Annotated in this window: 21 protein-coding genes and 2 pseudogenes; 15 read left to right on the top strand and 8 right to left on the bottom strand. The window is 69.7% G+C overall.

The window, feature by feature from the left end:
• Positions 1-66 precede the first annotated feature (66 nt).
• The 6 genes from ACU6WZ_RS00555 to ACU6WZ_RS00530 all read left to right on the top strand — a co-directional run bounded on the left by ACU6WZ_RS00555 (position 67) and on the right by ACU6WZ_RS00530 (position 5,707).
• On the top strand, positions 67-1,665 hold the full coding sequence (locus ACU6WZ_RS00555; RefSeq protein ID WP_447031115.1) for an ABC transporter substrate-binding protein: 1,599 nt from the start codon (positions 67-69) through the stop codon (positions 1,663-1,665).
• Positions 1,666-1,697: 32 nt separating this feature from the next.
• Positions 1,698-2,663 (top strand): ABC transporter permease, encoded by a 966-nt coding sequence (locus ACU6WZ_RS00550; protein ID WP_447034310.1) that lies wholly within the window; start codon positions 1,698-1,700, stop codon positions 2,661-2,663.
• 7 nt (positions 2,664-2,670) lie between these two features.
• Positions 2,671-3,591, top strand: a complete 921-nt coding sequence (locus ACU6WZ_RS00545) for an ABC transporter permease (RefSeq protein ID WP_447034309.1) — start codon at positions 2,671-2,673, stop codon at positions 3,589-3,591.
• A complete protein-coding gene (locus ACU6WZ_RS00540; protein WP_447031114.1) occupies positions 3,588-4,673 on the top strand; it encodes an ABC transporter ATP-binding protein in 1,086 nt (361 codons plus the stop codon). The genes ACU6WZ_RS00545 and ACU6WZ_RS00540 overlap by 4 nt, the downstream gene beginning before the upstream one ends.
• The gene (locus ACU6WZ_RS00535; RefSeq protein WP_447031113.1) at positions 4,666-5,325 is read left to right on the top strand and encodes an ABC transporter ATP-binding protein; all 660 of its coding nucleotides are present in this window, start codon (positions 4,666-4,668) and stop codon (positions 5,323-5,325) included. Before ACU6WZ_RS00540 ends, ACU6WZ_RS00535 begins: the two co-directional genes overlap by 8 nt.
• Before the next feature lie 187 nt (positions 5,326-5,512).
• Entirely contained in the window at positions 5,513-5,707 is a 195-nt protein-coding gene (locus ACU6WZ_RS00530; RefSeq protein ID WP_447031112.1) for a hypothetical protein, read from the top strand.
• Positions 5,708-5,737: 30 nt separating this feature from the next.
• Here the strand turns inward: ACU6WZ_RS00530 and ACU6WZ_RS00525 are convergent, their stop codons facing one another.
• A complete protein-coding gene (locus ACU6WZ_RS00525) occupies positions 5,738-5,905 on the bottom strand; it encodes a UBP-type zinc finger domain-containing protein (RefSeq protein WP_447034307.1) in 168 nt (55 codons plus the stop codon).
• 447 nt (positions 5,906-6,352) lie between these two features.
• On the opposite strand from ACU6WZ_RS00525, the gene ACU6WZ_RS00520 reads away from it, so the two are divergent.
• On the top strand, positions 6,353-6,766 hold the full coding sequence (locus ACU6WZ_RS00520; protein WP_447031111.1) for an SRPBCC family protein: 414 nt from the start codon (positions 6,353-6,355) through the stop codon (positions 6,764-6,766).
• Positions 6,767-6,776: 10 nt separating this feature from the next.
• Here the strand turns inward: ACU6WZ_RS00520 and ACU6WZ_RS00515 are convergent, their stop codons facing one another.
• Genes ACU6WZ_RS00515 through ACU6WZ_RS00505 form a run of 3 tightly spaced genes read right to left on the bottom strand, consistent with a single transcriptional unit; the run spans position 6,777 to position 11,474 of the window.
• A complete protein-coding gene (locus tag ACU6WZ_RS00515; protein ID WP_447031110.1) occupies positions 6,777-8,351 on the bottom strand; it encodes a GMC family oxidoreductase in 1,575 nt (524 codons plus the stop codon).
• 55 nt (positions 8,352-8,406) lie between these two features.
• Positions 8,407-10,008 (bottom strand): APC family permease, encoded by a 1,602-nt coding sequence (locus ACU6WZ_RS00510; RefSeq protein WP_447031109.1) that lies wholly within the window; start codon positions 10,006-10,008, stop codon positions 8,407-8,409.
• The gene (locus tag ACU6WZ_RS00505; RefSeq protein WP_447031108.1) at positions 10,005-11,474 is read right to left on the bottom strand and encodes an aldehyde dehydrogenase family protein; all 1,470 of its coding nucleotides are present in this window, start codon (positions 11,472-11,474) and stop codon (positions 10,005-10,007) included. Before ACU6WZ_RS00505 ends, ACU6WZ_RS00510 begins: the two co-directional genes overlap by 4 nt.
• Before the next feature lie 541 nt (positions 11,475-12,015).
• Here ACU6WZ_RS00505 and ACU6WZ_RS00500 point away from each other — a divergent pair.
• The 3 genes and pseudogenes from ACU6WZ_RS00500 to ACU6WZ_RS00490 all read left to right on the top strand — a co-directional run bounded on the left by ACU6WZ_RS00500 (position 12,016) and on the right by ACU6WZ_RS00490 (position 14,016).
• Positions 12,016-13,116 (top strand): annotated as a pseudogene (locus ACU6WZ_RS00500) (fatty acid desaturase family protein).
• Positions 13,117-13,202: 86 nt separating this feature from the next.
• Positions 13,203-13,385, top strand: coding sequence for a tail-anchor membrane protein (locus ACU6WZ_RS00495; RefSeq protein WP_447031107.1), 183 nt, complete (start codon positions 13,203-13,205; stop codon positions 13,383-13,385).
• Positions 13,386-13,458: 73 nt separating this feature from the next.
• Positions 13,459-14,016 carry an MOSC domain-containing protein gene (locus tag ACU6WZ_RS00490; protein WP_447031106.1) on the top strand — a complete coding sequence of 186 codons (558 nt, stop codon included), beginning with the start codon at positions 13,459-13,461 and terminating at the stop codon, positions 14,014-14,016.
• Between the two features lie 23 nt (positions 14,017-14,039).
• Here the strand turns inward: ACU6WZ_RS00490 and ACU6WZ_RS00485 are convergent, their stop codons facing one another.
• The 4 genes and pseudogenes from ACU6WZ_RS00485 to ACU6WZ_RS00470 all read right to left on the bottom strand — a co-directional run bounded on the left by ACU6WZ_RS00485 (position 14,040) and on the right by ACU6WZ_RS00470 (position 16,988).
• A complete protein-coding gene (locus tag ACU6WZ_RS00485) occupies positions 14,040-14,942 on the bottom strand; it encodes an IS5 family transposase (RefSeq protein WP_447031105.1) in 903 nt (300 codons plus the stop codon).
• A gap of 123 nt (positions 14,943-15,065) precedes the next feature.
• Positions 15,066-15,888, bottom strand: a pseudogene (locus ACU6WZ_RS00480) (hypothetical protein).
• An 86-nt stretch (positions 15,889-15,974) separates the two neighbouring features.
• The gene (locus tag ACU6WZ_RS00475; protein WP_447031104.1) at positions 15,975-16,262 is read right to left on the bottom strand and encodes a hypothetical protein; all 288 of its coding nucleotides are present in this window, start codon (positions 16,260-16,262) and stop codon (positions 15,975-15,977) included.
• A gap of 126 nt (positions 16,263-16,388) precedes the next feature.
• Positions 16,389-16,988: a class I SAM-dependent methyltransferase gene (locus tag ACU6WZ_RS00470; RefSeq protein ID WP_447031103.1), complete on the bottom strand. Its 600-nt coding sequence runs from the start codon at positions 16,986-16,988 to the stop codon at positions 16,389-16,391.
• 324 nt (positions 16,989-17,312) lie between these two features.
• Here ACU6WZ_RS00470 and ACU6WZ_RS00465 point away from each other — a divergent pair, with 324 nt between their 5' ends.
• From ACU6WZ_RS00465 to ACU6WZ_RS00445, 5 genes are all read left to right on the top strand, one after another.
• Complete coding sequence (locus tag ACU6WZ_RS00465) at positions 17,313-17,726, top strand: DUF742 domain-containing protein (protein ID WP_447031102.1); 414 nt, start codon at positions 17,313-17,315, stop codon at positions 17,724-17,726.
• A gap of 54 nt (positions 17,727-17,780) precedes the next feature.
• Complete coding sequence (locus ACU6WZ_RS00460; protein WP_447031101.1) at positions 17,781-18,386, top strand: GTP-binding protein; 606 nt, start codon at positions 17,781-17,783, stop codon at positions 18,384-18,386.
• Between the two features lie 102 nt (positions 18,387-18,488).
• Positions 18,489-18,902 (top strand): roadblock/LC7 domain-containing protein, encoded by a 414-nt coding sequence (locus tag ACU6WZ_RS00455; RefSeq protein WP_447031100.1) that lies wholly within the window; start codon positions 18,489-18,491, stop codon positions 18,900-18,902.
• A gap of 154 nt (positions 18,903-19,056) precedes the next feature.
• A complete protein-coding gene (locus tag ACU6WZ_RS00450) occupies positions 19,057-19,947 on the top strand; it encodes a DUF6397 family protein (protein ID WP_447031099.1) in 891 nt (296 codons plus the stop codon).
• A 181-nt stretch (positions 19,948-20,128) separates the two neighbouring features.
• Complete coding sequence (locus ACU6WZ_RS00445) at positions 20,129-20,608, top strand: hypothetical protein (RefSeq protein WP_447031098.1); 480 nt, start codon at positions 20,129-20,131, stop codon at positions 20,606-20,608.
• Positions 20,609-20,915: the final 307 nt, after the last annotated feature.

The raw sequence follows: 20,915 nt of genomic DNA, 5'->3' as shown, positions 1-20,915 counted from the left end.
TTCTCTACGGTTTAATTGCGAGCTGTTCGCAACAACTGTTGATCTTTATTAGGGGTGAGGAGAGCCATGCTGTCCCGATCGATACGTGGGGCGGCCGCCGCGACGCTGGCCGTAACACTGGCCGTCACCGCGGCGGCCTGTTCCAAGCCGGGGGGGTCCGCGGACGGAGCCGGCGGTGCCAAGGACTCGGCGGTCGTCGGTATCGCGTACGAGCCCGAGACGCTCAGTCCCCTCCTCGGCTACGGCAAGGACGGCAACTCCAAGATCTTCGACGGGCTGCTGGCCTTCGACGACCGGACGCGGCTGAAGCCCGCGCTCGCCGCCGAGCTTCCCGAAGTCACCGACGACGGCCGCACCTACACGTACACCCTGCGCCAGGGAGTGAAGTTCAGCGACGGAAAGCCCTTCACGTCCGAGGATGTGGTCTTCACCTACGAGACCATCCTCGACAAGAAGACCAACAACGCCTCCAAGACCGAACTCGACGCCGTCGAGGACGTGCGGGCCGAGGGCGACCACAAGGTCGTCTTCACGCTCAAGTACTCCTACGCCCCGTTCGCCGAGCGCACCGTGCTGCCGATCGCTCCCGAGCACGCCGCGGGCGGCCAGGACGTCAACAGCGGCCCGTTCACCACGAAGCCGGTCGGCACCGGACCGTACGTCCTGACCGGCTGGTCCAAGGGCGAGAAGCTCAGCTTCGCGGCCAACCCCCGCTACTGGGGCGGCGTGCCGAGGGTGAAGAAGTTCACCATGGCGATCATCAAGGACGACGACGTTCGGGCCACCCGCCTGCGCACCGGCGACCTCGACGGCGCCACCCTGCCGCCCAACCTCGCCAAGGCCTTCCGGGACGCCGACGGAAAGGTGACGTACGCCGCCAAGTCCTTCGACTACCGCACGGTGACGCTGCCCACCCACAACAAGGTCGCGGGCGACAGGGACGTGCGGCGCGCCCTCGACGTCGCCGTGGACCGCCAGGCCATGGTCGACCGGATCCTCGAAGGCGCGGGCAAGCCGGCGTACGGTCCCGTACCGACGGACAGTCCCTGGTTCACCAAGGGCACCGAGCGCAGCCACGACCCGGCCGGAGCGAAGAAGGTCCTCGACGAAGCCGGCTGGAAGCCCGGCCCCGACGGTATCCGCGTCAAGAACGGGGTACGCGCCGAGTTCCCGCTCTGGTACGTGTCCGGCGACAAGCTCCGCCAGGACCACGCCCTCGCCTACGCGTCCGACGCGAAGAAGGCCGGAATCGACATCAAGACCCAGGCCGGCACCTGGGAGGTCATCATGCCGCGCATGAAGCAGGACGCGGTGCTCGCGGGCGGCGGAGCGCCGGGCGACCCGGACTTCGACCAGTACACGCTGCTCCAGTCCACCCTCGCCGGCGACGCCTTCAACAACATGGCGCAGTACGACAACCCGGCCGTCGACCAGGCTCTCAAGGCGGGCCGCGAGAGCGGCGAGAAGGCCGAGCGCAAGGCCGCGTACGACACGATCCAGCGCGAACTCGTGAAGAACCCCGGCTACACCTTCCTCACCCACATCGACCACCTCTACGTCATCGACGACGCGTGGTCCGGGCTGTCGACCCAGATCGAGCCGCACGACCACGGTCTGGCCTCCGGCCCCTGGTGGAACGTCGAGGACTGGACGCCGAAGAAGTGACCGACCTCAGCCGGAAGCTCCCCTGGGCGCCGATGGCGAGGATGACGGGGCGGCGGATCCTGTTCGCCGCCCCCGTCCTGCTGACGGTGACGTTCGGCGTTTTCGCCGTCGCCGCCGCCTCGCCGTTCGACCCCGTCAAGGCGTACGCGGGCACGGCCGGTCTCACCACCTCACAGGACAACCTCGATCAGCTGCGCGTCAACCTCGGCGTCGACCAGCCCCTCGTCGAGCGCTGGTGGAACTGGCTCGCCTCGGCCGTCACCGGGGACCTCGGCGACTCCAGCGTGATGCGCCAGCCCGTCACCGACGTCATCACCGAACGCCTCGGCTGGTCGGTGCTGCTCGCCGTCACCGCATTCGCGGTCGCCATCCTTCTCGGTACGTCGCTGGGCGTGCTGGCCGCACGCAGGCCGGGCGGCTGGCTGGACCGGGCGGTCAGCTCGGCGGCGTACACCCTGGAAGCGGCGCCCGCTTTCTGGCTCGGCCTGCTCGCCATGTGGCTCTTCGCGCTGGAGCTGGGGGTGCTCCCCGCCGGCGGTCTGACCGACACCGGCAGCGAGGTGGTGACCTTCGGGCAGGTCGCCACACACCTGGTGCTGCCGGCGGCCGTTCTCGGGGTGTCGCAGCTTCCCTGGTTCTTCCTTTACGTGCGCCAGGGTGTCGCCGACGCGCTGGAGGAGGACCCGGTACGGGGAGCCCGCGCGCGGGGGCTCAGCGAACGGACCGTGCTGCTCGGCCACGCTCTGCGCTCCGGCATGCTCCCGACGCTCACGCTCGTCGGCTCCCGCGTGCCCGAACTCATCACCGGGGCGCTGCTCGTCGAGACGGTTTTCAGCTGGCCGGGCATCGCGGCGGCGACCGTCGAGGCGGCCACCTCGGTGGACTTCCCACTGCTGGCGGCGCTGACCGTACTGGCCACGGCTGCCGTACTCGCCGGGAACCTGCTCTCCGACCTGCTGTACGGACTCGCGGACCCGAGGGTGGGCTTCGATGGCTGAGACGCAGATGAGCGAGGCCCGGTCCGCAGCCGGGTCCGAGGCCCGGTCCGAGGCCCAGTCGGCCGGTGCGCCTGTGTGGCGCTCTCACGGGCGCACCCGCCGCTCGACGCGCACCCTGCGTGTACGCACCTCGGCGGTGATCGTGGCCGTGGTGGCGCTGGCCGTCCTTGTCGTACCCCCGCTGGCCAACCTCGACCAGCAAGCCGTCGACTTGTCGATGAAGCTCCAGCCGCCGTCCCTGGCCCACCCCTTCGGGACCGACGACGTGGGCCGCGACCTGCTGCTGCGCTGCGTCTACGGGCTGCGTGTGTCGCTGCTGGTCGGCCTGGTGGCGGCGCTCGTCGCGACGTTCATCGGAACGGCGGTGGGCGCGACGGCCGCAGCGTTCGGCGGCTGGACCGACCGTCTCGTGATGCGGCTCGTCGACACCTTCTCGTCCGTGCCACACCTGCTGCTCGGCATCTTCGTGGTGGCGATGTTCCGGCCCGGTGTCTGGCCGGTGATCGTCTCGGTCGCGGTGACCCACTGGCTGTCCACGGCCCGTATCGTCCGCTCCGAAGTCCTGTCACTGCGCGCTCGCCCCTACGTCGACGCCGCGGTCTCCGGCGGCGCCTCACGGTGGCGGGTCGCGGTACGGCACCTTCTCCCCGGCGTTCTGCCACAGGCCGGGCTCGCCGCGGTCCTGATGGTGCCCCACGCGATGTGGCACGAATCGGCGCTGTCCTTCCTGGGCCTCGGTCTGCCGACGCACCAGGCCAGCCTCGGCAACCTGGTCCAGTCGGCGCGCAGTTCGCTGTTGGCGGGCGACTGGTGGCCGACGCTCTTCCCGGGCCTTCTTCTGATCATCCCGACCCTCGCCATCGCGGGCCTGGCCGGCGCCTGGCGGGAACGGACCAACCCCCGCCGCCGATCGGAGCTGATGCTGTGACCACGCCACAGAAGGCCACGCCCCAGAAGGCCGGCCCGGCGCCCGCCACCGCAGACGCACTGGTTTCGGAGCGTTCCGAGGACGCGTTTTCGAGCCTTCCCGGGAACGCTCAGTTCGCGGGCCGTTCCCCGGAACCGCTGCTGTCCGTTCACGGGCTCTCCGTGCGCTTCCGGATGAGCGGGGGACGGCACGTCGCAGCCGTCACGGATGCCAGTTTCGAGCTGGCCCCGGGGGAGTGCCTCGCCCTCGTCGGTGAGAGCGGCTGCGGCAAGTCCGTACTCGTGTCCGCGCTCCTCGGACTGCTCCCCGGCAACGCCCAGACGGCCGGATCCGCGCTCCTGGACGACATCGACCTGCTCACCGCCGACGAACGCACTCTGGCACGCACGGTGCGCGGGCGCCGCATAGGACTCGTACCGCAGAGCCCCGCCGCGCACCTCACCCCCGTACGCACCGTCGGAGCGCAGCTCGCAGAGGCACTGCGGGAGCTGACGGGGGCACGGGGACAGGCCCTGCGCGATGCCATAGGTGCCGCAGCCGGGCGGGCAGCGTTCCCCGAGGACCATCTGGACCGCTGTCCGCACGAGCTCTCCGGCGGCCTCGCGCAGCGCGCCGCGACCGCCCTCGCCCTCGTCGGTGGGGCACCCCTGCTGCTCGCGGACGAGCCGACCACCGGTCTCGACCGCGACCTCGTCGACCGCACCGTCGACGAGCTGCGCCGCCACGTCGACGACGGCCACGCCCTGCTGATGATCACCCACGACCTCGCGGCCGCCGCACGCATAGCCGACCGCGTCGCCGTGATGTACGCGGGACGCATCGTTGAGCTGAGTGACGGAGCGCGGTTCTTCGGCGACCCCGGTCCCTTCCACCCGTACGCTCGGGGCCTGTTGAACGCCCTTCCCGAGCGCGCTTTCACACCGGTCCCCGGTATGCCGCCCGAACTGGGTGACCTGCCGACCGGTTGCGCGTTCGCCGCCCGCTGTACGTACGCCACCGAGTCCTGCGCCGCGCAGCCGGCCTTCACCGACGGCGTCGCCTGCCACCACCCGCGAAGCGCCGAGGAGCGTTCCCGTGCTTGAACTCGACGCGATCACTGCCGGCTACCGGCGCGGCACACCTGTCGTACGGGACGCACGCCTCAGCGTCGAGCCGGGCGAAGCGGTGGGTCTGCTCGGCCCGAGCGGCTGCGGCAAGTCGACCCTCGCCAAAGTCGCCGCCCTCCTGCACCGCCCCGATGCCGGAACCGTCATCCTGGACGGCCGCACCGTCACCGGCTGGCGCCACCGCGCCCCGCGCGAACAGCGCACCGCCATCGGCGTCGTGTTCCAGCAGCCCCGGCTCTCCGCCGATCCCCGCCTGCGGCTACGCGACCTGATAGCCGAACCGCTGCGCGCCACCGGGCGCCGCAGCGAAGCCGGTTCAGCTGTCGGCGACCTGGCCGCCACCGTCGGACTCGGCGACGATCTCCTCGCCCGGCGCCCGCACGAGGTGAGCGACGGCCAACTGCAACGCGCCTGCCTGGCCCGCGCCCTGGTACTGCGCCCCCGCTGGCTGGTCTGCGACGAGATGACCGCGATGCTGGATGCCTCCACGACGGCCGCGCTGGTCGCCGTGGTCGAGCAGTACCGGCGCGAAAACGGCGCGGGCCTGCTGGCCGTGGGCCACGACAGGGTCCTCCTGGAGCGCTGGTGCGACCGCACCCTGCGCTGGCGGGAGATCGCGACCGCCTGAGTTCCGGCCGGTGCAGGCGACACCTGCGACACAGGCGACGGTCCCGCGTACGCAGGACGACGCGTAGCCGGTCGTCACAACCAGTCAACACCCGTACGGCGTACATCTCTTCCGCCCGTTCAGCCCCTGCGCTACGCCAGACTGACGGCCGAATGCCGCACATCATGCGCGGCGGAGGAGGTTGGCGATGGCCATTTCGATCTCAGTGGTGCTGCTCCTGCTGATTCTCGCGGTGATCTTCCTGCGCAACGGGGGACTGAAGGTCTCGCACGCCCTGGTCTGCGCCCTGCTCGGCTTCTTCCTGGCCGGCACCAGCATGGGGCCGACCATCCAGAGCGGCATCGCCGCCACCGCCCACGTGGTGGGCGGCCTCAGGCCCTGACGGGCGATCGGGAGACGCCCGGGCGCGTGCTCATTCGGCGACCGGCTCCAGGAACAACTCGTCCCGATAGCACCAGGCCCATCGCTCGCCCTTCTCGACGGACCGTGCCAGAGCATGCTCCGTTCGGTCGGCGTGAGCCCACGCGTGCTGCCCGCGTGAGCTGTCGCAACAGCCCACGTGCCCACAGGCCAGACACATGCGCAGATGCACCCAACTCCCGCCCTCGGCCAGGCACTCTTCGCAGCCCCGCGCAGTCGCGGGCCGTACACCGGGCGCGGCCTGATCGGTGTGGGCACAGGTTCTGCCCTGCGGACGTCCGGCATCGGCAGCGACCTTCCATCCGGTCATTCGGTCACGCCGGCTCGGTCGGGCTTGCGCCGCTTGCCAGGAAGCTGGCAGCAAGCCCCCGCAGCCGGCACCCCGGCCGGGGTGGGGCCGTCCCACTCCTCCGCTCGCGCCGACGGCACCCGACGGCAAATATGGAGCACAGAACACTGGAGCGGTGCGACGCACGATGACATCCGCCCGCGGATGAACCCTGGCCGATGTCGGCCGAAGTCCTCTGCACGCCCTGACCTCTGCACGGCCTGTTCTCTTCGCATCCTGACCTCTTCACATCATGAACGGCGACTGAAAGGTGTACCGATGACTGAATACGAACGTTCCCGCACGATGCCCGCTCTCGCCGAGCAGGTCTTCGATCAGGCGGCCAATCTTGATCAGATGAGTCAGTGGATGCCGGAGGATCTGCACGTACGCTCCGAAGAGCCGCCCACCGTCACTGTCCACGAGGACCGCACGGACGAGGACACCGCCGGTCTGTTTCGCGCCCACAAGGACCAGATGCGTCTGGAGTGGGGGAGCAAGGGTGACGGCAGCTACACGGGCTGGCTGCAAGTAGCGGGAGTCGAGAGCGGAGCCAGCGAAGTGACCGTGCACCTGTCGTTCTTCGACGAGGACCACGATCCCGGCGATGCCGTGAACGACGCTCTCGAGCGCAGCCTCGAACGCCTGGAGCAGCAGGTGCTGCGGCTGCGCGGCGACAGTCCTGCCGGCTGACAGGTCGCCTTCATCCGGCTCGGGTCGCCTTCATCATGTCCGCGCACTTCTCGCCGATCATCATCGTGGTGATGCACGGATTGACGGCGGGCAAGAACGGCATCACGGACGCGTCCGCCACCCGTAGCCCCGCGACCCCCTTGACCCGCAGTTGCGGGTCGAGGGGCGACGCCACGTCGCTGGGCGCGCCCATCCGCACGGTCCCCGCCGGGTGGTAGACGGTGTTGTGGGTCTGACGGATGTACGCGAACAGCTCCTCGTCGCTCCGTGCGTCCGGCCCGGGGGCCAGCTCCGCGCCCGCCCAGCCGGCCATCGCCGCCTGGCCGACGATCGTACGGGCGAGGCGCAGCCCGTACGTCATCACCCGGATGTCGTGCTCATGCGTGAAGTACCGGGGGTCCACCTTCGGCTTGTCGCGGAAGTCGCGGGTGCGCAGCCGGACCGTGCCGACAGAGCGGGCGCGGGTGACGTTCGGGGTGAGGCAGAAGGCGTTGTCCGAGGTCGGGTAGCCGCGCCGGTAGGTGTTCATGTCGAAGGGCACCGAGCCGTAGTGGAACATCAGGTCCGGGCGGTCCAGGCCGGGTTCGGTGTCGGCGAAGATGCCGATCTCCCACCACTGGGTGGAAGACGTCACCATGGGCTGCTTCGCTTCCCACATGATCACGCCCTCCGGGTGGTCCTGGAGATGCGAGCCGACCCCGGGGGAGTCCACCCGTACCTCCACGCCGCACTCCCGCAGGTGAGCCGCCGGTCCGATGCCGGACAGCATCAGCAGCTTCGGCGAGTCGATGGCCCCGCAGGCCACGACGACCTCGCGGCGCGCCGTCACGGCGCCGCTGTGAATGGTGTCCGGCTCCAGGTACTCCACGCCCGTGCAGCGTCCGCCGCTCTCGTCGAACAGGAGGCGCTTGGCCTGGAGACCGGTACGCACCTCGAGGTTGGGCCGTTTCCCGACCAGGGGATGCAGGTACGAGACGGACGCCGACGCGCGGGTTCCGTCGTGGCGGCTGTTGATCTGGAACCAGTGGGCGCCACGGACCACCGTGCGGCCCGTGTTGAACGGGGTGGTGGGGATCTTCGCCGCCGCGCACGCCTCGAGCAGCGCGGCGCCGCACGGGTCGTTCGGCGGGATGGTGCGGATGGTGACAGGGCCCGAGCGGCCGTGGTGGTCGCCGGGTGCGTCGTTGGTCTCCAAGCGCTGGTAGAGCGGAAAACAGTCCGCCGCGCTCCAGCCCGTACAGCCGAGTGCCCCCCACTCGTCGAGGTCCTCGGCCGGTGCCCAGAAGGCGATGCAGGAGTTGTGCGACGAGCAGCCACCGAGCACCTTGGCCCGGGCGTGGCGCATGAAGCTGTTGCCGTTCTCCTGCGGTTCCACCGGGTAGTCCCAGTCGTAGCCGGTCTCCAGCAGAGCCATCCACCGGTCGAGCCGCAGAACGCTGTCGTCGCCCACATCGGAGGGGCCTGCCTCCAGCACGCAAACGCTGACGTCGGGGTCCTCGCTCAGTCGCGCGGCGACGACGGCACCTGCCGTACCGCCGCCGACCACGACGTAGTCGAACGCGGCCAGGGGGCTCTCTGCGGGCATGGCGTCTCCAGCGTCAGTCGGATCGTCGGTCACGGCAGTCAGGTTCTTCAGCCGGTCAGGGCCCGGCGGCCGGTGGAGGCTGGGTCGGATCGGCGGCCACCGCCTCGAACCGGTGCTCGTCGAGTACGCCGGTCTTGTGCCGCTGCACGAACCAGTAGTAGGCGAAGCCCCCGAGCGCCACGATGCCGATGAACACGAAGGCACCCCAGCGCAGATACCAGTGCTGCGGCCCCGTGGCGTTGTAGACCTCGGCGCGCGGCCAGGCGAGGTTCAGCGCCATCGCGGTCCCCCACAGCACGGCCACCAGGTTGATGGGCAACCCGAGCCGGCCGAGGGAGAAGCTGCCCTCGGCCGGCTTCCAGGTGCCGCGCAGGCGCTTGATCAGCATGGGTACGGTGACCAGAAGGTAGGCCACGTAGATCATGACGATCGCGATACTTGTGATCACCGAAAAGATCTGCGGCTGGTTGACGTTGACGACCAGGATGACGACGCCCACCACACCGATCAGCACGGCCGGCACCACCGGTGTCTGGAAGCGGGGGCTCACACGGGCGAGATGGGTTCCCGCCGGGAGGTTGTTGTCCCGCGCCATCGCGAACATCAGCCGGATACCGGCGGCCTGCACGGCCAGCACGCAGACGGTGATGGCGATGACCACGCACCACAGGAAGATCTCGCCGATCGTCGAGCCCAGCGTCTCCAGGACGACGTACTGCAGGCCGATCGTCGACAGCTCCTCGGCCTGCAGATCCGGTACGGACATCAGGGCGAACAGCAGGATGAGTCCGCCGATGAGGAAGGACGCGATGAGCGCCCGCAGGATGGCCCGTGGCGCGTTCTTGCTCGGGTTGTGGGACTCCTCGCCGAGCGAGGCCGCCGTGTCGAAGCCGTACATGACATACGCGGAGGCCAGTGAGGCGGTGAGGAACGCGCCGAAGTAGCCCAGGCTCTCGCCGCTGCCGAGCCCGTACGTCTCCGTCAGGACGTTGCTGGGGCCGCGGGTGATGTGCGCCGCCAGGAAGATGATCAGCGCGACGGCGCCGATGAGCTCGATGAACACGCCTGCCGAGTTGATCCGGGCCATGAGCTGGACGCCGAAGGCGTTCACCAGGGTCGAGAAGAGAATGAGCACCGAACCGAGGAGAACGGCATTGGCCGCCGCGTCGTTCTTGCCGCTGCCGTCGCCGACGAACTGGAACCAGCTGTCGATCTGCGGCAGCGTGATCTGGTAGGCGAGCGCCACGGCCGACAGGGTCACCATGGTGGCGGTCATCATCATCCAGCCACCGAGCCAGCCGACGTGCGGGCCGCCCATGCTCTTGGCCCAGTTGTAGATGGACCCGGCGACCGGATAGCGGGCGGCCAGCTCGCAGAAGCACAGGGCCACCATCAGCTGTCCGACGAAGACCATCGGCCAGGACCACCAGTAGGCCGGGCCGCCGAAACTGACGCCGAAGAAGAACAGCTGGAAGGTGCCGGTCAGGATCGAGATGTAGCTGACCCCGGCGGCGAAGGTGTGGAAGTTGCCGAGGGTGCGCTTGAGTTCGGGCCGGTAGCCGAGCTCGCCGAGGGCGTCGTCGTCTTCCTGGGTCTGGGTCCGGGCGGCATCCGCGGGACCCGGATCCTTGCCCACGCTGCCTGGGTCTGTGCTCATTCGAACCACCTCTGCGGGCTCGGCGAGAGATTGCGCCAGATGTGCTTGGCTTCCTGGTACTCCGCCAGTCCGGCGGGACCGAGTTCGCGGCCGAAGCCGGACTGCTTCATTCCGCCCCATTCGGCCTGGGGCACGTACGGGTGGAAATCGTTGATCCACACGGTTCCGGCGCGCATCCGCGAGGCGACCCGGTGACCGCGGCCGACATCCTGGGTCCACACCGCTCCGGTCAGTCCGTAGACGGTGTCGTTGGCGAGCGCGACTGCCTCGTCCTCGTTGCGAAAGCGTTCGACAGTGAGCACCGGGCCGAACGACTCGTCCCGTACGACCGACATGCCGGGGGTGCAGTCGTCCAGCACGGTCGGCAGGTAGTAGAAGCCGTCCCGCAGTGCGGGGTCGTCGGGGCGTTGGCCACCGCAGCGCAGTACCGCGCCCTCGGCCAGTCCCGCGGACACGTACGCCTCGATCTTGTCGCGGTGCGCCGCGGAGATGAGCGGTCCGGTACGGGCGTTCTCGTCGAACGGACCGCCCAGCGGGATCGCCCGCGCCCGCTCGACCACCGCGTCGACGAACGCGTCGTGCAGTTCGCTTTGGACGAGCAGCCGTGCCCCGGCCGAGCAGACCTGCCCGGAGTGCAGGAACACCGCCATCAGTGCGTAGTCGACGGCCGTCTCGAAGTCGGCGTCGGCGAAGACGATGTTGGGGTTCTTGCCGCCGAGCTCCAGGGCCACTTTCTTCACCGTGGGCGCCGCGGCGGCCATGATGCGGCGGCCGGTGACGAGCCCGCCCGTGAAGGACACCAGGTCGACCCTGGGGTCTTCACTGAGTGGCGCACCCGCGGTGGGCCCGGCACCCAGGACGAGGTTCGCGACTCCGTCGGGCAGCCCGGCCTCGGCCAGCAGCCGCATCAGGATGATGGCGGTATGCGGGGTCAGTTCGCTCGGCTTGAGGACGAACGTGTTGCCCGCCGCGATGGCGGGGGCGACCTTCCAGGCGGTCTGGAGGAGCGGATAGTTCCACGGAGTGATCAGCGCGCACACGCCGACCGGTTCGTGCACCACCCGGCTGTCCGCCTCCGGGTTGCCGGTGTCGACGATGCGGTCGGCTCCGCCGGAGGCCGCCAGGTTGCCGAAGTAGCGGAAGCAGTTCGCGATGTCGTCCATGTCGTACTCGCTCTCGACGAGCCGTTTCCCGGTGTCCAGGGATTCGGCTCGGGCGAGGGCGTCCTTGTCGCGTTCCAGCAGGCCGGCGACGCGCAGCAGCAGCCTGCCCCGCTCGGCGGCGGGGGTGGCCGGCCACGGGCCGCGGTCGAAGGCGTCACGGGCGGCGGCGATCGCGGCGGCGGCGTCCTTCGGGCCTGCCTCGTCGACGGTCGCGACCAGGGTGCCGTCGGCGGGGCAGCGGATCTCGCGAACCTGCCCGTCGACGGCGGCGGTCCATTCGCCACCGATGAACAGCTCCGGCATGGGGGCTCCTCCGGGGTCGGCTGGGCGGGCACCCGATTGGGACCCGTCCCTCACGCCGCTGCGGTGCTCGGCCCACAGACAGCGCTCCATCAACAGACATTAGGGAAGCAGGGCCCGGTTCGCAGCGCGGACGCCGTCATCCGGCGGACAGGGCGTCGCTCCGGGTGGCCGCACCAATGCGGTTATTGGGCACCGCTGCGCGAAGTGGTGTGCCGCACGTGCCTGCCCTCCGGTCAGGGGTGCGGGTCCGGCCGAGCACGACCCGGCTACGGCGCTCGCGGTGGTGTTGGTGCAGAGCGACACGTAACGGCCACCCGCCGCCCGGAGTGGGCCACGGGGGCGGGGGCGTACAGCCGCCGGGGTGGGGCGGTGGGGACTAGCTGGGTTCGAAGTCGCTACAGCATCCGACCTGCGCAGGTGTACCAGGCACCCTGTACGGCCTGGGGGTGGCACCAGGGGAGCACGGGTGCTGACGCCATGGTCTTCGAGCGCCCCGGTGCGTAGTTTCGTGAGCTCAGAGCCCCACAGACCGGAGACCCACATGCCCCAGGCCGCTTCTGTCGCCGACCCCACGACAGGCACGTCGGGGAGCGATTTCGCCCCGCTCCTGCGAAGCGTCAGAGAGCAGGGCCTTCTGAACCGGCGCACCGGCTGGTACGCACGAGGGATCTTCGCCAACCTCGTGGGGCTGGCGGCCGTGATCACTGCGCTCGTCCTGGTCGGCGACTCCTGGTGGACCCTGCTGCTCGCCGTTCCGCTGACCGTGCTGTGGGCTCGCACGGCCTTCGTCGGACACGACGCCGGGCACGCACAGATAACGGGCAACCGGCGGATCGGCCTCGTGATCAGCCTGGTGCACAGCAATCTGCTGCTCGGTATGAACCAGGCGTGGTGGAACGACAAGCACGTACGCCACTACGCGAACCCGAACCACATCGACAAGGACCCCGATGTCGGCGTGGGGGCGCTCGTATGGACCCAGAAGCAGGCCGAACAGCGCGAAGGCTTCACACGTTGGCTCACCCGTAATCAGGCACGGCTGTTCTTCCCGATGCTGCTGCTCGAAGGCATCGCCCTGAAGATCTACGGTTTCCAGTATCTGCGCCGCCAGCCGGTGCGTGAGCGTGCCCTGGAAGGCATGCTTCTAGTGGCACACCTCGCCGGGTACGTGAGTCTCCTGCTGACCGTCATGTCACCGGGCAAGGCCATCGTTTTCGCCCTGCTGCATCACGCTCTGTTCGGGCTCCACCTGGGCATGGCTTTCGCACCCTCTCAGACTAACCCGGCATAACGGGATGTCTCACCCAAGGGTGGCAGGGAGGGGGGGATGGAGATGCCCGATCCCGACGGTGAGCGCTGGGGCCACCTGCGCCGGCAGGTCCTCACCTCACGCAATGTGCGTTCCGGGATGCTCACCGACTGGTTCCTCGGCGGCCTGAACTACCAGATAGAGCACCATCTCTTCCCGAGCATGGCGCGCCCGTGTCTGCGGTACGCCCAGCCGCTGGTACGCGCCCACTGCCGGGCACTGGGGGTGTCGTACGCCGAGACAGGGCTGATCGACTCCTACCGCCAGGCACTGACCCACATGCACGACGTCGGGGCACCGCTCAGGCTTGCGACGGCCGCAACCCCTCGATGAGCTCCCAGGCGTACTGCGGAACTGACGAGCGGCCGCGCGCGTTACCGAAACAGAAAGCGGCAACAGCCGTGAAGGAGGCGTCGAAGATGTCGAAGAGCGCAAAGGTCGCCGCTGGTGGTGTGGTGGTGGGGATCGCCTTGATATGGCTGGTCGGTTTCTGGCCCGCCCTGCTGGTCATGATCGGTGTGCCGGTGGCGGCGTACCTGATGCTGGACAACTCGCAGCGCCGCAGGCTGCGCCGTGTCTCCCGCAAGGAGATCGGCCGCTGAGCCGGGCCCCGGGCCGTGCCGATACAGTGCCCCACGAAGATCACGCAGTGGCACGGAACGAGGGGATTTCCGCATGAGTCAACGCCGGGGCAGCGGCACGGTCACAGCGGTTAGCAGCAACGCCGAATACGCGTTCAGCAAGTCCAATCGCGACAGCGTCACCTTGCTGGCGGGCCTCGGCGTGGAGGGCGATGTGCACGCGGGAGTGACGGTCAAGCACCGTTCCCGCGTCGCGCAGGACCCGACACAGCCGAACCTGCGTCAGGTGCACCTGATGCACGAGGAGCTGTTCGACGAGCTGTTGGACGCGGGTTTCGAGGTGGCGCCCGGTCGCCTCGGGGAGAACATCACCACCCGCGGACTGGACCTTCTCGGGCTTCCCGAAGGCACCCTGCTGCACATCGGCGACGAAGCGGTCGTGGAAGTCACCGGGCTGCGCAACCCGTGCCTCCAGATCGACGCCTACCGTCCCGGCCTCCTGAAGCAGGTCGTCGGGAAGGACGCGCAGGGCAACACCGTGCGACGGGCCGGAATCATGGGCATCGTCACCATGGGTGGGGTGGTGAGGCCGGGCGACCGGATCCGTGCCGTTCTCCCCGCCGAGCCGCACCGAACTCTCGAACGCGTCTGAGAGGCTGTCGGGTGGCCGGTTGATTACGCTGCGATGAGGTCCTCGGCGGTCTTGGCTCGGGCGGTCTTGCGGTGGGGTTCGTGGCTCCACCGGGAGGACTGCCCGGCGAGGCGGACGAGCATCAGGCGGATCATCGCCACCTTGATCATGGCCTCGGAGGTTGCGGTCAGTCGTTCGTAGTCCCGGGCCAGCCGGCGGTTTCGGACCAGCCAGCCGAAACTTCGCTCTACGACCCAGCGGCGGGGCAGGACCTTGAAGCCCTTGACGTCGTCGGTCCGCTTCACGATCTCGACCACGATGCCCAACGCGTCCCGGGCCCATGAAAGCAGTGTGGAATCAACGGAGTTGGCGTATCCGCCATCGGCCCAGACCAGGCTGTTGGTGCGGAACGCCTTCGCGAGGCGGTCCAGGACGATGCGGCCTCCCGCCCGGTCCTGCACGGACGCGGAGGTGACCGCGACGACGAGCAGCAGGCCCATCGTGTCCACGATCACGTGCCTCTTGCGCCCTGTCGTTCGCTTGCCCGCATCGAACCCGCGGGCTTCGCCGCCCTCGCTGGTCTTGATCGACTGGGCGTCGATCACGGCGGCCGACGGCTCGGGATCGCGCCCGGCCCCGATCCGGACCTGGCGGCGGAGCTCGTCGTGGATGCGGTCCCAGGTGCCGTCCCGACGCCACTTGGCGAACCAGCGGTGCGCGGCATCCCAGGGCATCAAGTCGTGCGGGAGCATCCGCCACTGGCAGCCGGACCGCAGCACGTAGAAGATCGAGTCCAGCACCAGCCGGTCCCCGTACCTGCGTATCCCACCGCCTTTTCGCTGGTCAGGTACAGGAAGCAGGGGTTTGACGATGGCCCACATCGCATCGGTGAGACTGGACGGATAGCATGAGCCGCTGACGGCCCCGGAGTTGTCGCACGTATACACACCGCGTGATCATTCCGGGGCCTTCGTCATGCCTGACGACCGGAGTGACCGGTCACGCCCCGCTCACAACCGGCCACCCGACAGCCTCTGAGCCGCCGAGCCTCCACCCGCCCTACGGCCCCGTCAGGCGGGTCGTACGGCCATCCTGTCGAGCGCCTCCAGCAGACCGGGCAGTTCCGGGCCCCGGCCCAGCGGCAGCACCTCACCCGGCTCGTCGTCCAGCAGCACGAAAGCGATGTCGTCGGTGCGCGCGACCACCGACCAGCCAGGACCGTCGGCGCGCAAGGTACGCGCGTCGCCGGACGCGAAGGTGGAGCGCACCCGTCCCGGTGGCGGTGGGGTGGCCACGTAAGCGTGCAGCTCCTCGATCACCCGCCGCAAACCCGCGTGCGGGTTTGCCGCCAGGAGCCACGAAGGTCGTCCCGTCGTCGATCTGGTCCCGCCAGGCCGCCCAATGGAGGGCGATCTCGTCAGCGCCGAGCCGCCGCTGGGCGGGCCCCCACGTGTCGGTGTCGGGCGGCGAAAGCGGGCACTGCACGCTCATGCCGTTCTCCCCGGGACCGCCGCTCTCGCCGTTCTCGGGAACGGGGTCATGGGGCGCCGGAATCCCGGGGGCGGCGACCGCCAGCAGCAGCGGCCAGCCCGGCAGGCCTGCGACGACCGTGCGCTCATCGGGAGACAGGTCGTACTCCATGCCGCAGTCCCAGGAAGCGATGGCGACCGCGACCAGTGACACGTCGTCGATCACCACGGTCCACCGTGCCCCGGTGCCGTCCTGCCCGAGGACCAGGCCGTAACCCTCGGCATACGGCTCCAGGCCCAGGGCGGCACAGGCCTGCGGGTAGTCGTCGCCGAGCACGCTCGGGAACTGCGCGGGCGTCAGCAGCACCGCGGTCAGCACGAACAGTGCGTCCTCGGCGTCCTCAGCGGTGTCCGGCCCGGTCACGGCGCCCTCCCTGCCGGATCGGTTGTCGGCGCACCCTAACCAGTGAGTAACCCGGTCGTCGAGGGACGGGGTGAAATAGGGCCCGGTCAGGGGGCCGGGAGGCCGAGCAGCTCACGCGCCACGCTGTGCGGTGATTCCCCGCGCTCGCGCGCGAGGGCGACCACCGCCCGGCACGCCAGCTCGTTGACACCGAAGGAGAGCGCTTCGGGGGAGACCCAGCCGGCCGCCTCGTCGATGCGCGGCTCGTCGTCCTCCGCGCAGGCCGACACGTAGGCCGCGGCGGCTTCGAAGATGTTGTGCTGTCGCGTTCCCTGACGTGCCTGCGACGTACCTCCCGGACGCGGCTCGAAGAACTTGCGGAGTCTGTCCCACACGTCGGTCACCTTCCCCCTCAGCGTTGCGATCACGACACACACATGGAGCCCGACCCTCCACCGTACGCGCGGGCCCGGCCACGGGCCGTCTCCTGCATCACACAGCCGGTGCGATCGCCCCCCGATTCAGTCCCCCCGGGCGGCCAGCACCAGGAACCGGTTCCTCTCGTCCGCGTACGACGTCAAGCGCCACCCGGAGCCGTCCAGCAGGGGCCGCAGATTGGGTTCGGCCCGCAGGTCGCCCGCGGTGACCTGGCGTCCCTGTCGCGCGGCGAGGGCCGCCCTGCCGATGGGATGGAACAGGGCCAGCAGACCACCGGGGCGTACGACCCTCGCGAGTTCCCGCAGATTGCCGGGCGGGTCGGGGAGATGCGCGACGAGACCGGCCGCGAACACCGCGTCCAGCGAGGCCGTGGCCAACGGCAGCCGGGCGACGTCGGCGAGGACCAGATGCGCCACGCGATGGCGCCCCGCGTGCGCCGCTGCGTCCAGCATCGCGGGCGTGACGTCGGCGCCGAGCACCGTGCCGCCGGGACCAACGGCCCTGCGCAGGAACGGCAACGCGCGGCCCGTGCCGCAGCCCGCGTCGAGCACGGCCGCGCCGGGCCGCAGCCCCAGTGCGTCGACCGCGGCAGCGTAGGCCGGCTCGTCTTCGGGGAAACGGGCGTCCCAGTCGGCGGCCCTGGCCGTGAAGAACTCCTGCACGTGCGTGTGATCGTCTGTCATAACGTCATGGTCTCCCGCGGGAGCGGAATCCCAGTGACCTCGGGTGGGTGCACCGCCAATGCGGTGCGCATGTTCGAGCGCGGCCCGGTCGTTCGGGAACTATCTCTGTCATATTCCGACGGCTTTCGAACTGCGCCCCCAGAGTGCGCCCCCTCCGGGGCTAGCGTCCCTGGTCCATGGGACACCTGGACCACGCCGCATCCGGCCGGCTGATGGCCGCCATCGGCGCGGGCCGGCTTTTCCGCACCTGTACACCCCGGCCCGCTTCCCCGCGCAGTCCCCGGCCGCGGGCTGACCGTATGACAACAGAAGGCGGCACTGCGGATGGCCGAGGACACGGACATCGAACCCACCCACCGGGGAAGGCAGTGGTACGACGCCCAAGCGGGCCCTCTGGTACGCCCGTACGCGATGACCGGCGGCAGGACGGAACCGGGCCCCAGTGGCGTGCGGTTCGACGTCATCACGCTCGTCGACCTCGCCGACGACGCGCCCACCGCCGCCGAGGAGTCACTGCTGGGGCCCGAACACCGCGCCCTGGTGGAACTGTGCCGCTCGGAGACCCAGTCGGTCGCGGAACTCTCGTCCGGCGCGGACCTGCCGGTCGGAGTGGTACGTGTGCTCCTCGGCGACCTCCTGGAGTCCGGTTGCGTCCGGGTCCACCGCCCGGTGTCTCCCGCACAGCTGCCGGGCGTCAGGATTTTGAGAGAGGTGATCGACGGGCTGAGAGCCCTGTAGTCCGTCCGCAAACCCCCGGGGCAGCCCCGGAAAACCGCACGAGAGAAGTGACCGATGGGCATCGAGCGCACTGACGGCGAGGCCGACGAGACGGGCCCCCTCGCGTTGAAGATCCTGGTGGCCGGCGGTTTCGGGGTCGGCAAAACCACCCTTGTCGGTGCCGTCAGCGAGATCCGGCCACTGCGTACCGAGGAACAGCTCAGTGCGGCCGGGGAGACGGTCGGCGACGCGGGTGGCTTCGACCGGAAGACCGCCGCGACCGTCGCCATGGACTTCGGCCGCATCACCATCAGGACCGGACTCTCCCTGTATCTCTTCGGCACGCCGGGACAGGACCGCTTCTGGTTCCTGTGGGACAACCTCTCCCAGGGCGCACTGGGAGCAGTGGTCCTGGCCGACACCCGCCGCCTGGAGGACTGTTTTCCCGCTGTCGACTACTTCGAGCACCGGAACGTCCCCTTCGTCATCGCGGTCAACTGCTTCGCGGGATCACGCACATACGGCGCCCACGAAGTGACACGCGCCCTCGACCTGGAGCGGGGAACACCGGTCGTGCTGTGCGACGCGCGAGACCGCGACTCGGGAAAGGAGGTATTGGTGCGCCTCGTCGAGTACGCGGGCCGGATGCACACCGCCCGACTGCTGGACACAGTCGGCTGAGCAATCCGCCGCACAAGCCATGCTTGCCGGGCGGACGCCATTGAGGAAGGCTTGTACACGATCAGGACCGACGGGGAACACCTGAACGGGGAGGGCCGGAGCATGGCACTGGACAAGGGACTCGACTGGCTTCTGGACGACCTCACGAAGCGGGTCGAGCATGTGCGGCACGCGCTCGTGCTGTCCAACGACGGTCTGGTGACCGGGGCGAGTACGGGTCTGGCACGGGAAGACGCGGAACATCTGGCTGCTGTCTCGTCCGGGCTGCACAGCCTGGCCAAGGGGTCGGGACGGCACTTCGGGGCCGGTCGGGTCCGGCAGACGATGGTCGAGTTCGACGACGGCGTGCTCTTCGTCACCGCGGCCGGCGACGGCAGTTGTCTGTGCGTACTGGGCGCCGCCGACGCCGACATCGGGCAGGTCGCGTACGAGATGACCCTGCTCGTCAACCGGGTCGGCGACCACCTCGGAGTCGCGGCCAGGCAGCCCGGGTACGCCACGGGCAGCGAGTTCTGACCGCGCTCCGGCCAGCCCGGCGCGGAGCCCGGCTGCGCGAGCTGTGCGCCCTTCCCGCCTTCCCCTGCGAGAGTTATCCACAGGCCCGGCGCGTTGAGCGCGTTTCCGGCTACGGTCGTCACCGAGAGTATTCGCATGTCACGGGGAGACGATCATGGCCGTTCAAGAAGCACACGACACCGACACCGCGACCGTGGCCGCACAGCCGGTATCCGCAGCGGGGGCCGCCCAGGAACTGGGGCTCAAGCGGAGCGAGTTCGACCTCGCCGCCCTGTTCGGGCACATCCGCACCACCGTGGACTCGGACGGCAGCCGTCCCCGGGTCGCCCGCGAGGAGCTCGACCGGCTCCGGGTCGCAGACCGCACTGCGGCCACCCTGCGTGAGCGCGTGCGAACCGTAGGCACCACCGAGGGTGCGGAGCTCATGGGCATCACCGCCGTACGGTTCGGCAGGCTCGCCCGCGCCGGGTACCTCACCCCCGTCAAGTTCTACCTGAATCGCTACCGGACAGTCGTCTGGCTCTATCTCGTCGATGAACTGGAGGAGTTCGCCTCCCAGGAACCGGGCCTGCTCACCGGCAGGTCCCCGCAGGTTATGCGCACGCTGCTCGCGGCAGGCGAGGACCGCCGCGCTCGCAACTGGCGGGGCCGGCGGCTGGGCCTGCTGACGCGGCGGACCGACGATCCCTGGGAGCGGGCGGCGATCACCAGCTCGATGCTGGACGGCGTCCAGCTGGCCGAGGTGGTGGACGACCCCTATGAGCGCGCGTATCTGGGCAGGCTCAGGCCCGGTCTCGTAGGGCGCCGGGGGGAGTCGCCTGCGACGCGCGAGGCCATGGACCGGCTGCTGGCGGCGGATGATCCCGACGAGACCCTCTGGCAGCGGGTGAGCCTCACACTGCTCATGGGCGAAGCTCGCGAACACCGGCCCGCGCCCCGGCCGGAGGGAGGACTCCCGCTGCCACCGGCCCTCCCGGTGACGTCGGGCGGCCTGCGTGCCTGGCTGCGCCGCAGGAAAGTCCTCAGTGAACCGGTGCTGGCCTGATCGCCGCAGCGCCCTGGCCGCGGGTCGTCCTCCTGACGCGGATGAGGTCGCTGACGACGGCTGCGGCCTCACACCACTCGGCTGCTCAGCCGCTGCCGGACCCCCGGGCGACTTGGTGTGTACCTGCCGCCGCTAGAGTGCGGTGCTTGATCATCGTCTGGTACGGCGAAGGGGGAGGGCAATGAGTGGGCAACTGCGCGACACCGCGAGCAAGTTGGCCGAGGTGTTGTGGCGAGAGCACACCGTGTACCGGGATCGGGCGGGTGGTGTGGTCATCCGGGGCGAGCATGTGCAGCGCTGGATCAGTCTCGCTCCGGCTGGGGGCCGGGGCGAGATCCTGGTCCGCGCGGGCCGCATCCTCGACGGCGGCACCACGGCCCCGGCCCGCTCCGAGGCGATAGTTCCGCTCGACGCCGGGACGGCGGAGCTCGCCGCTGCCTGCCGCAGGATGCTCGCCGAAGCCGCCGCCGAAGCGTCGCCGGGACCGAACGGCTTCGCCCGCTCCGGCGGCAGTGGCAGCCGGTTCAGGCGCTCGAAGCGCACGGGGCGGCGCGCCACCTCGCAGCGACGGCCGAGACACATTGGCATCGCCTCCTGGCTGGTGCTCGCCTGCGTCATCGCTTTCTACGTCTACAGCCTCTATCGGCCTGGTGCGCGATAGGGGACGGGTCCGCGACGCCGGCTACGGCACCTCGCCGCGTTGGCGAAACGCCCTAGGGGGTGTCTGACAATTCCCCGCGGCGTCGCGGCGTCGCGGCGTCCGGCACGCACGCTCGCAGCGTTGCCGAAAAGTCCTGGTAGCTCCGCTACGAGGACTGTCCGGAGCCTTGCGATCGCACGCACCGGACGCCGCTCCTTGACCCACGGGGAATTGTCAGACACCCCCTAATAGCTCCGCTATGAGGACGCTCCGCCGCCTTGCGATGCACCGCATCCGACGCCGCGGGCTGATCCGCCCCCTATCGCGC

The organism is Streptomyces hypolithicus (assembly GCF_052934925.1).
This window is presented reverse-complemented; position numbering and strand designations above follow the sequence as displayed.